The sequence below is a fragment of the Pseudomonas sp. GD04015 genome, from assembly GCF_029837675.1.
Taxonomy (GTDB): domain Bacteria; phylum Pseudomonadota; class Gammaproteobacteria; order Pseudomonadales; family Pseudomonadaceae; genus Aquipseudomonas; species Aquipseudomonas paralcaligenes.
In genome coordinates, this window is record NZ_JAOEEE010000010.1 from 125946 (window position 1) to 140684 (window position 14739).

General features: G+C 70.2%; 15 protein-coding genes. 6 read left to right on the forward strand and 9 right to left on the reverse strand.

Annotated elements, in window-relative coordinates; genetic code table 11:
* The first annotated feature begins 14 nt into the window (after positions 1 to 14).
* Positions 15 to 524 (forward strand): hypothetical protein, encoded by a 510-nt coding sequence (locus tag N7640_RS11570; RefSeq protein WP_279905278.1) that lies wholly within the window; start codon positions 15 to 17, stop codon positions 522 to 524.
* Between the two features lie 173 nt (positions 525 to 697).
* Here N7640_RS11570 and katE read toward each other — a convergent pair whose 3' ends face one another.
* Entirely contained in the window at positions 698 to 2860 is a 2163-nt protein-coding gene (gene katE / locus N7640_RS11575; protein ID WP_262880256.1) for a catalase HPII, read from the reverse strand.
* Between the two features lie 196 nt (positions 2861 to 3056).
* On the opposite strand from katE, the gene N7640_RS11580 reads away from it, so the two are divergent.
* Positions 3057 to 3617: a nucleotidyltransferase family protein gene (locus N7640_RS11580; RefSeq protein ID WP_220814308.1), complete on the forward strand. Its 561-nt coding sequence runs from the start codon at positions 3057 to 3059 to the stop codon at positions 3615 to 3617.
* Between the two features lie 828 nt (positions 3618 to 4445).
* Here N7640_RS11580 and N7640_RS11585 read toward each other — a convergent pair.
* On the reverse strand, positions 4446 to 4841 hold the full coding sequence (locus N7640_RS11585) for an NUDIX domain-containing protein (protein WP_220814307.1): 396 nt from the start codon (positions 4839 to 4841) through the stop codon (positions 4446 to 4448).
* Between the two features lie 183 nt (positions 4842 to 5024).
* On the opposite strand from N7640_RS11585, the gene N7640_RS11590 reads away from it, so the two are divergent.
* Genes N7640_RS11590 through N7640_RS11605 form a run of 4 tightly spaced genes read left to right on the forward strand, consistent with a single transcriptional unit; the run spans position 5025 to position 8048 of the window.
* Positions 5025 to 6014 (forward strand): acyl-CoA dehydrogenase, encoded by a 990-nt coding sequence (locus N7640_RS11590; RefSeq protein ID WP_279905277.1) that lies wholly within the window; start codon positions 5025 to 5027, stop codon positions 6012 to 6014.
* A complete protein-coding gene (locus tag N7640_RS11595) occupies positions 6011 to 6775 on the forward strand; it encodes a PIG-L family deacetylase (protein ID WP_279905276.1) in 765 nt (254 codons plus the stop codon). The genes N7640_RS11590 and N7640_RS11595 overlap by 4 nt, the downstream gene beginning before the upstream one ends.
* Entirely contained in the window at positions 6772 to 7371 is a 600-nt protein-coding gene (locus N7640_RS11600) for a methyltransferase domain-containing protein (protein WP_279905275.1), read from the forward strand. Before N7640_RS11595 ends, N7640_RS11600 begins: the two co-directional genes overlap by 4 nt.
* On the forward strand, positions 7368 to 8048 hold the full coding sequence (locus N7640_RS11605) for a glycosyltransferase family A protein (protein ID WP_279905273.1): 681 nt from the start codon (positions 7368 to 7370) through the stop codon (positions 8046 to 8048). Before N7640_RS11600 ends, N7640_RS11605 begins: the two co-directional genes overlap by 4 nt.
* A gap of 43 nt (positions 8049 to 8091) precedes the next feature.
* Here the strand turns inward: N7640_RS11605 and N7640_RS11610 are convergent, their stop codons facing one another.
* From N7640_RS11610 to edd, 7 genes are all read right to left on the reverse strand, one after another.
* Complete coding sequence (locus N7640_RS11610; protein ID WP_279905272.1) at positions 8092 to 9045, reverse strand: sensor domain-containing diguanylate cyclase; 954 nt, start codon at positions 9043 to 9045, stop codon at positions 8092 to 8094.
* 3 nt (positions 9046 to 9048) lie between these two features.
* Positions 9049 to 10371, reverse strand: coding sequence for a hypothetical protein (locus tag N7640_RS11615; protein WP_279905271.1), 1323 nt, complete (start codon positions 10369 to 10371; stop codon positions 9049 to 9051).
* 287 nt (positions 10372 to 10658) lie between these two features.
* Complete coding sequence (gene arfB, locus N7640_RS11620) at positions 10659 to 11072, reverse strand: alternative ribosome rescue aminoacyl-tRNA hydrolase ArfB (RefSeq protein ID WP_220814318.1); 414 nt, start codon at positions 11070 to 11072, stop codon at positions 10659 to 10661.
* Between the two features lie 49 nt (positions 11073 to 11121).
* Positions 11122 to 11541 carry a VOC family protein gene (locus N7640_RS11625; protein ID WP_279905270.1) on the reverse strand — a complete coding sequence of 140 codons (420 nt, stop codon included), beginning with the start codon at positions 11539 to 11541 and terminating at the stop codon, positions 11122 to 11124.
* 13 nt (positions 11542 to 11554) lie between these two features.
* Positions 11555 to 11977, reverse strand: coding sequence for a YciI family protein (locus N7640_RS11630; protein WP_220814300.1), 423 nt, complete (start codon positions 11975 to 11977; stop codon positions 11555 to 11557).
* A 197-nt stretch (positions 11978 to 12174) separates the two neighbouring features.
* Positions 12175 to 12891 carry a 6-phosphogluconolactonase gene (gene pgl, locus N7640_RS11635; protein WP_279905269.1) on the reverse strand — a complete coding sequence of 239 codons (717 nt, stop codon included), beginning with the start codon at positions 12889 to 12891 and terminating at the stop codon, positions 12175 to 12177.
* Positions 12888 to 14711, reverse strand: coding sequence for a phosphogluconate dehydratase (gene edd / locus N7640_RS11640; RefSeq protein WP_279905268.1), 1824 nt, complete (start codon positions 14709 to 14711; stop codon positions 12888 to 12890). Before edd ends, pgl begins: the two co-directional genes overlap by 4 nt.
* Between the last annotated feature and the right edge of the window lie 28 nt (positions 14712 to 14739).

Here is a 14739-nt window from a genome sequence, read left to right on the forward strand (position 1 = left end):
AAAGGACATCCGCCATGAAAGCCCTCGGCACGGCACTCGCCGCCTCGCTCCTCGCCACCTGCGCCCAGGCCGCCGACTGCGGCTTCGCGCCGCTGCACCTGGCCGCCGACACCAGCGCCCCGGGCACATTCACCGCCGCAGGCGAACGCATCGAGGTGCGCTTTACAAACGAAAATCCAAACATCGCCGAACCCGACGCATTCCCCGAGCCGCCGGCCATCCTCCTGGACAAGACCAGCGGCCGGCGCTGCCTGATAGAGGACGGCGGCATCTGGGCACGCGAACCGATGTACCTCAGCCTCGACGAAACACGCCTGCTGACCTACGAGACCAGCGGCTCCAGCGGCGACCTGATGGTCTACGACACCCGCACCTGCCAGCGGCTGCTGAGCCGGGACATCTCCGGCCAGCTCATGGCGGTCGAAGGCGACCAACTGGTACTCGGTAGCCAGTGCGACGGAGATGCGCTCGTCGATTGCCGGGTCCATACGCGCGAGCCACTGGCAGCGCTCTGCCGGCCCTGAACTGCACAGGATGAAGAGCGAAGGGGGAAACAAGGACCTCTGGGCTCGCTGCTGCAGGCATTGTGTACAACCAGACAAGAAGGCCAGAGGTCCGGAACCAGAACCAGCCCTGGCCAGACAGCCATACATGCAAGGGCCAACCGCCCGCTCCGCTCGGGAGCGGGCTTCATCCATCACGCCGGCACGGCCTTGGCCTTCGCCTCACGCGCCCAGACCCGGTGCTTGGCCATCGCCGCGACGAACTTCGCGCACAGGTCCGACGCCTTCGCCGCCACCAGCAGGCCCTCGTCCTCCTCAAGATGCAGGCGCTTCGGCAGCCCGCCGGCATCGCCGCACAGGGCGATGGCCTTGAGGTGCTTGTAGGCCTCCAGCAGGTAGTGCAGCGCCACGCCGTTGCCCTCCAGCGCCTTGGCCACGCCGCCGGGCACGAACACCGCGTCCAGGGCGATCGATGGCAGGCCGTCGAAGGTCGCATCCGGCTGCAGGGTCTTGCCGTCGCTGGTCTTCACCGCCGCCGAGGTCGGGCCGAGCAGCTTGGCGCTGGCACCCTCGCCGTCGAGCACGCCGATGATGTGGCGGATGTCGTCGGCGTCGGCGCCGTCGGCCAGCAGGATCGCCACCTTGCGCGAGCGGATGTTGCCCGACAGCAGGTTGGCCTGGCTCAGCGCCGGCGACGCCTTCGCCGCGCCTTTCGCCGGCTTGGCGGCCGTGCCGGTCGGCGCCGGCAGGCCGAGGTTCTCGGCCACCCGGGAGGCCAGGTCCAGGTCGATGTTGGCGAGGATCTGGTTGACCTCGCGCTCGCGGATTTCGCGGCGTTCCACCTTGCCCAGCTCGAAGCTGTAGGAGGCGATCATGTGTTCCTTCTCATGCGGGGCCATGCTGTTCCAGAACAGCCGCGCCTGGGAGAAGTGGTCGGCGAAGGAGTCGGCGCGCTTGCGCAGCTTCACCCCGCTCATGGGTTCCGGGTAGGAGGCGAAGCCGCCGCCGCTGGGCGCCTCCGGCGTTTCCTTGGGCCAGCCGCCGTCGATGGAGTTGGGCTCGTAGGCCGCGCGGCCCTTGTTGATGGTCTGCCGGTGCGGCGCATCGCGCTGGTTGTTGTGGAACGGGCACAGCGGCCGGTTGATCGGCAGCTCGTTGAAGTTCGGCCCGCCCAGGCGCAGCAGCTGGGTGTCGGTGTAGGAGAACAGCCGGCCCTGCAGCAGCGGGTCGTTGGTGAAGTCGATGCCGGGCACCAGGTGGCCGATGTGGAAGGCGGCCTGCTCGGTCTCGGCGAAGAAGTTGTCCGGGTTGCGGTTGAGCACCATCTTGCCCACCCGACGCACCGGCACCAGCTCCTCGGGCACCAGCTTGGTCGGGTCGAGCAGATCGAAGTCGAACTTATGCTCGTCCTCCTCGGGGATCACCTGCAGGCCCAGCTCCCACTCGGGGTAGTCGCCGTTCTCGATGTCGTCCCACAGCTGCCGGCGGTTGAAGTCCGGGTCCTTGCCGGCGAGCTTCTGCGCCTCGTCCCAGACCAGCGAGTAGACGCCGGACACGGGCTTCCAGTGGAACTTGACGAACACGCTGCGACCCTCGGCGTTGACCAGGCGGAAGGTGTGCACGCCGAAGCCTTCCATGGCCCGGTAGGACACCGGGATGCCGCGGTCGGACATGGCCCACTGGACCATGTGCGCCGACTCCGGCTGCAGCGAGACGAAGTCCCAGAAGGTGTCGTGGGCCGAGGCGCCGGTGGGGATCTCGTTGTGCGGCTCGGGCTTCACCGCATGGACGAAGTCGGGGAACTTGATCGCGTCCTGGATGAAGAACACCGGCATGTTGTTGCCGACCAGGTCGAAGTTGCCCTCGTCGGTGTAGAACTTGGTGGCGAAGCCGCGCACGTCGCGCACTGTGTCCGCCGAGCCGCGCGGGCCCTGCACGGTGGAGAAGCGGACGAACACCGGGGTCTTCTTCTGCGGGTGGTTGAGGAAATCGGCCTTGGTCAGCTCGCCCAGCGGCTCGTACACCTGGAAGTAGCCGTGGGCCGCCGCGCCACGGGCGTGCACCACGCGCTCGGGGATGCGCTCGTGGTCGAAGTGGGTGATCTTCTCGCGCATCAGGAAGTCTTCCAGCAGCGAGGGCCCCCGCTCGCCGGCCTTCAGCGTGTTCTGGTTGTCGGCCACCTTGACCCCGGTGTTGGAGGTCAGGGCCTGGCCGCTGGCGTCCTCGCGCCAGGTCTCGAGCTGGTCCAGTTTGGCGTTGCTGTTGCCGCGGTCGGTGGTCTGGGTGCCCGCTGCCTGGCTGGCGCCTTTCTTCTTGGCTGACATGGTGCTGTTCTCCTCATGGCTGGCTTCGTTCACGGTCGGGAACGAGGGTGGACCTAGTTATGAGGAATGCCCCGGGCGGAGGTTCTACCGTTTTTTCGGCCCGGGCCGGGCGGCGCAGTCTCCGGCCTCACCGGGCCGGGCAAGCGGGGCCTTGCCCCCACGTCCGGGTCGCCGCGGAAATGGCGAGATCGGCTACAGTCCGCGCGTGACGACCCGACACGGGACCGAGATGAACCCGCTTTTTTCGCAACTGGAACACCTGATCGCCGCCGACGCCGAGCGCATGCGGGTACTGCGCCTGGTGCGCGAACTGGACCTGCCGGATAGCTGGGTGGCGGCGGGCTTCGTGCGCAGCGCGGTGTGGGATCACCTGCACCGGCGCGACCACTCGCCGCTACCGGCGGACATCGACGTGATCTGGTTCGACGCCGGCGGCGCCAGCGCCGAGCAGGATGCCGCCCTCGAAGCCTCGCTGAAACGCCTGGACGGCTCGCTCGCCTGGTCGGTGAAGAACCAGGCGCGCATGCACCACCGCAACGACGATCCGCCCTACTGCTCGGCGACCGACGCCATGCGCCACTGGCCGGAAACCGCCACCGCGGTGGCCGCCAGGCTCGGCGCGGACGGCATCGAGATCGCCGCCCCGCTGGGCCTGGAGGACCTGTTCGCCCTGCGGGTACGCCCCACGCCGCGCTTCCAGACGGAAAAACTGCACCTCTACCGCGAACGCCTACGCAGCAAGAACTGGCTGGCCACCTGGCCCGACCTGATCATCCAGCAGGACGGATAGCCCCCGCATTCGCCCCACGCGCCACCCCGAATTGCATCCGGGCTACCGTAGGGCGGGCGCAACCCGCGCAGCCCTTAGGCAATCCGCCCCCCACACCCCGTCGTCCCCGCGCAGGCGGGGACCCAGAAACGCGGCGCCCTGCCCCACACATGGATTCCCGCCTTCGCGGGAATGACGAGGAAGTTTCCTGCTTGGTCCGTACAGGACCTTGCCTGCGCCAATCGAGGGGGGAACCGCAGCTACGCGCGCACCCAACGCCCCGTCGTCCCCGCGCAGACAGGGACCCAGAAACACAGCGCCCTGCCCCACACATGGATTCCTGCCTTCGCGGGAATGACGAGGAAGTTTCCTACTTGGTCCGTACAGGGCCTTGCCTGCGCCAATCGAGGAGAGCCGCAGCTACGCGCGCGCCCAACGCCCCGTCGTCCCCGCGAAGGCGGGGACCCAGGAACGTGGCGCCCTGCCCCGCGCATGGATTCCCGCCTGCGCGGGAATGACGGGGAAGTTTCCTATTTGGTCCGTACAGGGCCTGGCCTGCACCAATCGAGGAGAGCCGCAGCTACACGCGCCCCCAACGCCCCGTCGTCCCCGCGAAGGCGGGGACCCAGGAACGCGGCGCCCTGCCCCGCATATGGATTCCCGCCTTCGCGGGAATGACGAGGAAGTTTCCTACTTGGTCCATACAGGGCCTTGCCTGCACCAATCGAGGAGAGCCGCAGCTACGCGCGCGCCCTACGCCCCGTCGTCTCCGCGAAGGCGGGGACCCAGGAACGCAGCGCCCTGCCCTGTACATGGATTCCCGCCTGCGCGGGAATGACGGAATCTTTCCTACCCCTGCGGCCCCGACGCGGCAGGCGCCTGGCAGTACAGCCGCAGCAGCTCCAGGCAGGGCCGCTTGACCGGCTTGCGCGCCACGTCCTCGGCGGAGAACCAGCGGCAGTCGGCGATCTCGTTGCGCGGGGTGGCGGCCAGCGCCTCGGGCACGGCCAGGCGGAACACATGGTGGGCACGGGTGGCGAATTCGTGGGTGGCAAGATACTCAAGGGTTTCCGAGGCCAGCCCGGTTTCCTCGTTCAGCTCGCGCAGCGCGGCCTCGGCCGGCCCCTCGTCGGCCTCGATCTTGCCGCCGGGCAGGGTCCATTTCGCCTCCGCCTTGCGCACCAGCAGCACCTTGCCGTCCTGCTGGCAGATCACGCTCGCCCTGGGTTTCGCCGCTCTGCTCATGTGCCCCCCTTCTATTCATCCGAGCCCTAGAGGCTCCGGCGGCCGGTAAAAGTTCGAACGCAATGATCACTCGCGTTCTCCCTGAACCGCGTGGCGGGCGGCGCGGTCATCGGATAAGGACACGGCACCCAAGGCAGGCAAGCACCCCCGATGGCCTCCGCACACCTGATCGGACTCGAAACCATGCTCCGCGACTTCAGCCAGCGCCCGGTGGAGCGGCCGGCGCTGGGCGTCGCCCTGCAGATGCAGGTGCTGCTGTCGGCGGGGCTGACCGAACTGCCCTACCCCGGCCAGGGCGCCACCCTGCAGCGCTGGCAGGCGCTCGCCCAGGTGGCGGCGGCGGACCTGGCGCTGGTCAAGCTGTTCGAGGGCCACACCGACGCCCACGCGATCCTCCACGAGCTGGGCGCCGACACCAACCGGGTGGCGGGCCTGTGGGCCGTATGGGCCGCCGAGCCGCCCCAGGCGCGGGTCGAGATCGTCGGGCGCACCCACGACCAGGTGGTCCTGTGCGGGCGCAAGGCGTGGTGCTCGGGCGCCGCCCACGTCGACCACGCGGTGATGACCGTGTGGGACGAACAGGGCCATCCGCAACTGGTCACCCTGGCCCTGCAGCAGCCCGGCGTACGGGTGACGGACCAGGGCTGGCAGGCGGTCGGCATGGCCGCCGCCGACAGCGTCGAGATCGTGCTGGAGGAAGCCCTGGGGCAATGCATCGGCGACACCTCGGTGTACGTCGAGCGGCCCGGCTTCTGGCACGGCGCGGCGGGGGTCGCCGCCTGCTGGTACGGCGCCGGCGCGGCGCTCGGCCGCCACGCCCACCGCCACGTGCGCCGCGACGCCCACGGCCTGGCCCACCTGGGCGCCCTGGACAAGGCCCTGGCCTCGGCCCGCGACGCGCTGCGCGACTGCGCCCGCTGGATCGACCGGCACCCGCGCCAGGATGCCGAATACCAGGCCCGCCGGGTGCGCGCCGCGGTCGAGGACGCGCTGGACGCGGTCATCCGCCACGCCGGCCGCGCCCTCGGCGCCACCCCTTACTGCCGCGACCCGCACTTCGCCCGGCTGATGGCCGACCTGCCGGTGTTCCTGCGCCAGAGCCACGCCGAGCGAGACCTGCAGCGCCTGGGCGAACTGGCGCTGGAGCGCCCCACGGAGGCATGGAACCTATGAGCGAAGCCCTCAACCCGATCCGCGGCGCCGGCACGCCAGCCAGCGCCTGGCGCGGCTCGAACCGGCTGGCCGCCGTCGCCCCCATCGGCATCGACGAACTGCTGCCGCCGGGCGCCCGGGTCGCCATCGTCGCGCCCCACCCGGACGACGAAATCCTCGGCTGCGGCGGCCTGCTCGCCACCCTGGCACGGCGCGGCGCCGGCATCAGTGTCATCGCCGTCACCGACGGCGAGGCCAGCCACCCGGGCTCCAGCGCCTGGTCGGCCAACCGCCTGCGCCGCGAACGGGTATGGGAGAGCCAGCTGGCGCTGCGCCGCCTGGGCTTCTCGCCCAGGCAGCTGCAATGGTTGCGCCTGCGCTTCGCCGACAGCCAGGTGGGACGGGACGAGGCACGCCTGGTCGATCGCCTGTGGCAGCTGCTCGAAGGCTACACCCACGTGATCACCACCTGGCACGCCGACGGCCATTGCGACCACGAGGCGGTGGGCCGCGCCACCGCCATCGCCGCCGAGGCCTGGGGCTGCCAGCTCTACGAGGTTCCGATCTGGGCCTGGCACTGGGCCGAGCCGGACGACCCGCGCCTGCCCTGGGAGCGGGCGCGCAAGCTGCTGCTCGACGACGACGCCCTGGCGCGCAAGCGCTCGGCCATCCAGGCCCACCGCTCGCAGCTGCTACCCGACGCCTCGACCGGCGCCGACCCGGTGCTCACCGAGGGCACCCTGGAGCGCTTCGCCGAGTCCCGCGAGATCTTCTTCCTATGAGCATGCCGGCCGGCTACTTCGACGCCCTGTACCAGCACAGCGAAGACCCCTGGGGCTTCCGCCGCCGCTGGTACGAGCGGCGCAAGCGCGAACTGGCACTGGCGACGCTGCCGCGCCAGCGCTACGCGCACATCTTCGAGCCCGGCTGCTCCAACGGCGAACTCAGCGCGGCCCTCGCCGAGCGCTGCGACCGCCTGCTGAGCTGCGACATCAGCGCCCGCGCCACGGCCCTCGCGCGGGAACGCCTGGCCGCCTTCCCCGGCGCCGAGGTGCGCACCGCCCGGCTGCCCGAGGAATGGCCGGCGGGGCCGTTCGATCTGATCGTGCTCAGCGAACTGGGCTACTACCTCGGCGAGGCCGACCTGCAGCGGCTGATCCAGCGCTGCCTGGACAGCCTGAGCGCAGACGGCGCGCTGCTCGCCTGCCACTGGCTGCACCCGATCCTCGACTGCCCGCTGGACGGCCGCCAGGTGCACCGCCTGCTGCACGCGAACCTGCCGCTGCAGCGCGCCGTGCGCCACGAGGAAAGCGACTTCCTGCTGGAACTCTGGTGCGTCCCGCACTGCAGCGTCGACCTCGACGAGGACGCGCTGTGATCGGCGTGGTGGTGCCCGCGCACAACGAGGAACGCCTGCTCGGCCAGTGCCTGCACGCCCTCGGGCAGGCCGCCCGGCATCCCGGTCTGGACGGCGAGCCGGTGCTGATCCTGGTGGTGCTGGACGCCTGCAGCGACGGCTCCGCCACCATCGCCGGCGAGCTGGGCGTGGCCACCCTGAGCATCGACGCGGGCAACGTCGGCCAGGCGCGCCGCGCCGGCGCCGCCCACGTCATCGCCCGGGGCGCGCGCTGGCTGGCCTGCACCGACGCCGACAGCCGGGTGTCGCCGGACTGGCTGGTGCAACAGCTGCGACATGAGGCGGAGGTGGTCTGCGGCACCGTGCGGGTGCACGACTGGGAGGGCTACGACGGCCAGGTCCAGGCCGCCTACCACCAGCAGTACTGCCACGTGGACGGCCACCGGCACATCCACGGCGCCAACCTGGGCGTATGTACGGCGGCCTATCAGCGGGTCGGTGGCTTCTCGCCGCTGAGCGCCCACGAGGACGTGCACCTGGTCGGCGCCCTGCAGGACGCCGGCGCGCGCATCGTCTGGACCGGCCAGAACAGCGTCATCACCAGCGCCCGCCGCGACGCGCGGGCCCGCTGCGGGTTCGGCGACTACCTGTCGCAGCTCGCCGCCACCCTGGCGAACGGCACCGGGGCGTCGACCTGAAGCGCTGCCGTCCGCCCGCGGGCTGGCCCGGTCACGGGACGGTTCAGGCCTGGCAGGCCTCCGCCTCGCCGCCACCGCAGTGGCCGTGCTGCAGGCGGTCGCGGCCCTCCTGCTTGGCCTGGTAGAGCAGGCGGTCCACCGCTTCGAGGAAGGCCAGCGGGGTGTCGCGCACTTCCGGGATGATGGTGCCGACGCCCAGGCTGACCGTCACCAGCTGCGCCACCTTGGATTGCTCGTGGGCGATCTGCTGCTTGCGCACCAGCTTGCGGCAGCGCTCGGCGATCCGCTTCGCCGAGGCGGCGTCGGTTTCCGGCAGGATCAGCACGAACTCCTCGCCACCGTAACGGGCCACGCAATCGCGCGGGCGCGCCGCGGCGCCCAACAGGGTCTGGCCGACGCGCTTCAGGCAGTCGTCGCCCTTGATGTGGCCGTAGTGGTCGTTGAACTGCTTGAAGCAGTCGATATCCAGCAGGATCAGCGACAGCGGCCGGCGGGTGCGCTGGGCGTTGCCCCACTCGATGTCGAGGATGGAGTCGAACATGCGCCGGTTGTTGATGCCGGTCAGGCCGTCCTTGTAGGAGTACTCCTCCAGCTGCCGCTGCAGGGCCAGCAGCTGTTCCTCGGTCTTCTTGCGCTCGCTGATGTCGAACATGAAGCCGATCAGCGCCTCGGTCTCGCCGGCCTCGTTGCGCATCACGTGGACCACGTCGCGTATCCACACGTAGTCGCCGTCCCTGGTCAGCGCCCGGTAGTCGGCTTCGTGGTCGATGCCGCACTGGGACTGGGCGATGCAGAAGTTCACCACCCGCTCGCGGTCTTCCTCGTGGATGCGTTCGGCCCAGTCGTTGGCGCTGATCCAGCTCTCCTGCGTCCAGCCCAGCAGCGGCTCGATCTGCGGGCCGATGTAGGCGAAGGTCATGGTCTTCCAGTCGATCTTCCAGGGGATCGCCTTGGTCGACTCCAGCAGGGTCTTGTATACGGCGCTATCGGTTTCCACGGGTCAGGCCTCGGCTTGCGTCACGGGTGGCTCGCACTCGCGCAGGGCGCGGGCGTACAGCTGTTTCAGGTTGTCGGGCTCATCGTAAGCGATCCGCTCGCCGGCGCGCAGGTCGCGGCGCATGAGAAAGATCATCTGCTCCAGCACCGCCTCGCGGAAGCCGTCGGCCTGCAGGCAGAGCACCTCCGCCAGGCGCCCGGCGATCACCGCGGTGTCGCTGACCAGCGGGCAGACCCGGTAGCGGTAGGTGCCACCGATGGCCTCGGGCGGCAGGTCCATGAAGCGCCCGGGCAACTGGCGGAAGAAGCTCAGCGGCAGGCGGTAGGCATTGTGGCCGAGGATCGGCAGGTCGTCCGGCACCGCCGCCTCGTCGTCCAGCTCCTGAAGATTGGTGGCCAGCGGCAGCAGGCGGTCCAGGCGGTACTGGCGCATGTTCGGGTTGCCGACCCGCACCAGGTTGGCGATCAGCTCGCCCAGGGAGGCGTGGCCGATGATCGCCGCACGCTTGGGCAGGCCGCCCCAGGCGCCGTCCGCGCCGTTGAGCAGGGCCTCGATCAGCGAGGCGTTCTCGAAGCCGCCGCCGGCGTGCATGTGCACCAGGATTTTCAGCGGCGGCGGCAGCAGGCTGCGCGCCGCGGCGACGTAGGCGCCGACCTGCAGCGGCAGGTAGGTGCCTCGGTCGTCCTCGATGCTGATGCCCTCGATCGGCTGCCCGGCCAGCAGCTCCAGCACCTGGAAGACCGCGCCCGGGTCCTCGGCGAAGGCGTCGCAGCCGTCGACGATGTTGATCAGGATGCGCGGCGGCGCGCCGTGGTCGCCGCGGATGTTCTCGCGCAGCCAGCGGATGCTGGCCGGCAGGCTGCGCAGCACGGTGGCCAGGTCGTACTGCGTGCCCATGCCCTCCTTGCTCAGGTAGATCTCGTGCAGGGTGTTGGGCACCCGGTAGTCGCGCAGCTTGAGCTGCGAGGCGTCGGGCGTGAATTGGCCCTGGGCGTCGACCAGGCCCAGGGCGGTGAAGGCGAAGCAGCCGGTGGTGTCCACCTGATGGTCGCGCAGGTACATCATGAAGTCGTCGTCGACCTCCAGCTCGGCCGGGTAGGAATAGTCGAGGGTGCCGAGCAGGATGTTGCGGAAGCCGAATTCGCGCAGCTTCGGCAGGATCTCCAGCTTGTCCTTGAGGGTCTGGCCGATCCGCGCGCCCACCGGGTTCTCGCGCAGGGACAGGTCGATCAGATAGGGCTCGATGCGCTGGAGCAGGTCGATCTTCTCCTGGGCGGCGGCGAGCAGCCGGTGGGCGTTCTGCGTGGCGGCGGACGGCTGGTGCATGGCGACATTCCCTGTGTTGGCGGTGAAACCGATGCCTTGGTTATACACAGTGAAATCGCACAGTGGCAAATGGCTACCCCGGCGCCCGACGAACGACCTGGCCGACCCGGGAGCCCGACGCAACGGCTGTAGAAATGGCTATGTCCGAGTCAACTGTTGTCGGGGGACTCAACCCCTTGTGGGAGCGGACTTGTCCGCGAACGGGGCTGGCAGAAAAGCTTCGCGGACAAGTCCGCTCCCACTGGGGGCAACGGCGCATTCCGACAACGCTCAATGGGGACACAGCCCTAGAAATCCACCCTGCCGCGCCCGGCCTTGATCGCGCCGCGCTTGGCCTTGCCCTCCAGGCGGCGCTTCTTCGAGCCCAGGGTGGGCTTGGTCGGCCGGCGCGCCTTCTCCACCTTACCGGCGTTGCGGATCAGCTCCGCCAGGCGCTCCAGGGCGTCGGCGCGGTTCTGTTCCTGGGTGCGGTACTGCTGGGCCTTGATGATCACCACGCCTTCCTCGGTGACGCGGCTGTCGCGCAGCGCCAGCAGGCGCTCCTTGTAGAACGGCGGCAGCGACGAGGCCTGGCTGTCGAAGCGCAGGTGCACGGCGCTGGACACCTTGTTGACGTTCTGCCCGCCGGCGCCCTGGGCGCGGATGGCGGTCAGCTCGATCTCGTCATCGGGCAGGTGGACGTTGTTGGAGATCACCAGCATGGGGAACGGGCGCCGCGGCAAAGGGGCGCCCAGCATAGCGCAGCGGCCGTCAGGACTCCTGGCAGTCGCCGGAGAAGTTGATCATCCATGGCACGCCGAAGCGGTCGGTGAGCATGGCGAAGCCCTCGGCCCAGAAGGTCTTCTGCAGCTCCATCTGCACCGAACCCTGGGCCGCCAGCTCCCGGTACAGGCGCTCGGCCTGGGCCAGGTCCTCGGCCTGCAGGGAGATGTGGCAGCCCTTGATGCCGTCGTAGGCATCGCCCGGCATGGTGTCGGAGCCCATCAGCAGCTCGCCGCCGGTGTTCAGGCTGGCGTGCATGGTGCGCTCGCGGTGTTCCGGCGCCACCTCGCCACAGGCCGGGCTGTCGCCGAACGGCATCACCAGCAGTTCGCCGCCCAGCACCTGCTGGTAGAAGCGGAAGGCCTCGGCGCACTGGCCGTCGAAGATCAGGTAGGCATGGATTTTCATGATTCGTCGCTCCTCATTGGCCGGCCATGCGGGCACGCAGGCGTTCTTCCTGCTCGCGCAGCTCGGGGGTGAATTCATCGCCGAAGTCCTCGGCCTCGAAGACCTGGCGAATCTCGATATCCGACTCGCCGGGCATCGGGTTGGGGCAGCGCTTGACCCATTCGATGCACTCGGCCAGGGAGGCCACTTCCCACAGCCAGAAGCCGGCGATCAGCTCCTTGGTCTCGGCGAAGGGGCCGTCGATCACGCTGCGTTGGTCGCCGGAGAAACGCACGCGCACGCCCTTGCTGCTCGGGTGCAGGCCCTCGCCGGCCTTCATGATCCCGGCGGCCACCAGTTCCTCGTTGTACCGGCCCATGGCCGCCAGCAGTTCTTCGCTGGGCATCGCACCGGCTTCCGAATCCGCGGTGGCCTTGACTATCACCATGAAACGCATCGTCCTTCTCCTCGTCTTGGCGGGAGCGCCGGCCGGCGCCCCGGGGTCACCCCGGCATGGGGTTCTGTTCCCTGGTCGAACGGCATTCCGGCAATTCGACAGACCCCGGAAAATTTTTCACCGGATGCAATCCGTAGGGTGCGCCGTGCGCACCATCGGCTCCGAGGCGGCGCGCATGCCCCCGGATTGCATCCGGGCTACGGGCTCCAGTGGACCTGCAATGGCCCGTGCAGGAACGCGCGGATCGGCATGTCTGCCGCCGGCCCCGGGCGCAGCGCCTGGTTCAGCGTAGCCAGCTTGGTGGCGCCCTGGAGGGCCAGCAGCGCCAGGTGCGCGTCGGCCAGGGGCGGCAGGGTCAGGGTCAGGCGCTGGCGGGGCTCGCTCGGCGCCTGCATCGCCAGCACCCGGCGCGGGCAGGCCGGGTCGAGGGCCGCCGGCAGGTTGGCGCTGGCCGGGAACAGCGAGGCGGTGTGGCCGTCGTCGCCCATGCCCAGCACCAGCACGTCGATCGGCGGCAGGCCGGCCAGCGCCTGCTCGGCCAGGCGCGCGGCCTCCTCCAGGCTCTCCGCCGGGTGGTACAGGCCGAGCATCGTCGCCTGGGCCGCCGGCCCCTGCAGCAGGTGGCGGCGCACCAGCGCCTCGTTGCTGTCGGCATGGGTCGGCGGCACCCAGCGCTCGTCGGCCAGGCTCACCTGCACCCTGGCCCAAGGCAGTTCCTGGCGCGCCAGGCATTCGAAGAAGGCTACGGGGCTACGCCCACCGGAGACCACCAGCAGCGCCCTCCCGCGCTCGTCCACGGCAGTGCGCAGGGCTTCGGCTACCTGCCCGGCCAGCGCCTCGGCCAGGGCCTGGGCGTCGGCATGGGTATGGCCCTGCACGCCCTCGGGCAGCAGCAGATCGGCCACGGCGCTCATCGCAGCGCGCTCAGGCTGGCGGTGAAGGCGCTGGCCCCCTGCTCCGCCGGGCTGAAGGCGGCGCGCATGAAGGCGAACAGCTCGCGGCCGCAACCGATCTCCGCCGGCGGCGGCGCGGCCGGGTCGCGGGCCTCCCACTCGGCCGCATCGACCAGCACCCGCAGCTCGCCATTGCAGCCGTCGATGCGGATCGGGTCACCGTCGCGCACCTTGGCCAGCGGACCGCCGTCGAACGCCTCGGGGCAGATGTGGATGGCCGCCGGCACCTTGCCGGAGGCGCCGGACATGCGCCCGTCGGTGACCAGCGCCACCTTGTGCCCGCGGTCCTGCAGCACGCCGAGGAACGGCGTGAGCTTGTGCAGCTCGGGCATGCCATTGCAGCGCGGGCCCTGGAAGCGCACCACGGCGACGAAGTCGCAATCCAGCTCACCGGCCTGGAAGGCCTCGGCCAGCGACTGCTGGTCGTGGAACACCCGCGCCGGCGCCTCGATCACGTGACGCTCCGGCGCCACGGCGGAGAGCTTCATCACCCCGCGGCCGAGGTTGCCCTGCAGCAGGCTGAGGCCGCCCTCGGCGGAGAACGGCTGCGCCACCGGGCGCAGGATGGTCGCGTCCAGGCTGGCCGCGGCGCCTTCGCGCCAGACCAGGCGCCCCTCGTCAAGGAACGGCTCCCGGGTGTAGCGGCGCAGGCCCGGGCCGGCCACGGTGGCGACGTCCTCGTGCAGCAGGCCGGCATCGAGCAGCTCGCGGATCAGCACGGCAGTGCCGCCGGCGGCGTGGAAGTGGTTGATGTCGGCCTTGCCGTTCGGATAGACGTGGGCCAGGGTCGGCACCACCTCGGACAGCTCGGCCATGTCCTGCCAGGTCAGCTGGATGCCGGCGGCCTGGGCGATGGCCGGCAGGTGCAGGGTGTGGTTGGTCGAGCCGCCGGTGGCATGCAGCGCCACCACCGAGTTGATCAGCGCACGCTCGTCGATGATCTCGGCCAGCGGCAGGTACTGCCCGCCCTGGCGGCTCAGGCGCACCACCTGCTGCGCCGCCTCGCGGGTCAGGGCGTCGCGCAGCGGGGTGTCGGGGTTGACGAAGGAGGCGCCGGGCAGGTGCAGGCCCATCACCTCCATCAGCATCTGGTTGGTGTTGGCGGTGCCGTAGAAGGTGCAGGTGCCGGGGCTGTGGTAGGCGGCCATCTCCGAGGCGAGCAGCTCGTCGCGGCTGGCCTTGCCCTCGGCGTAGCGCTCGCGCACCTCGGCCTTTTCCTTGTTGGACGGGCCCGAGGGCATCGGCCCGGCCGGCACGAAGATGGTCGGCAGGTGGCCGAAGCGCAGCGCGCCGATCAGCAGGCCGGGGACGATCTTGTCGCACACGCCCAGGCACAGGGCGGCGTCGAACATGTTGTGCGACAGCGCCACGGCGGTGGCCATGGCGATGGTCTCGCGGCTGGCGATGCCGATCTCCATGCCCGGCTCGCCCTGGGTGACGCCGTCACACATGGCCGGCACCCCACCGGCCACCTGGCCGACCGAGCCGACCTCGTGCAGGGCCTGGCGGATCAGCGGCGGGAAGCGCTCGTAGGGCTGGTGCGCGGAGAGCATGTCGTTGTAGGCGGTGACGATGGCCACGTTGGCCGCATCGGGCAGGCGCAGGGTCTGCTTGTCCGCGCCGCTGCAGCCGGCCACGCCGTGGGCGAAGTTGGCACACTGCAGCTTGCCGCGCTGCGGCCCCTGCTCGGCGGCCGCGGCGACCATCGCCAGGTAGCGCTGGCGGGTGGCGCGGCTCCGCTCGATCAGGCGCTCCGTGACTTCGAGAACGCGGGGGTGCATGGGAAGGACTCCTGGGGGCTTTGCAATA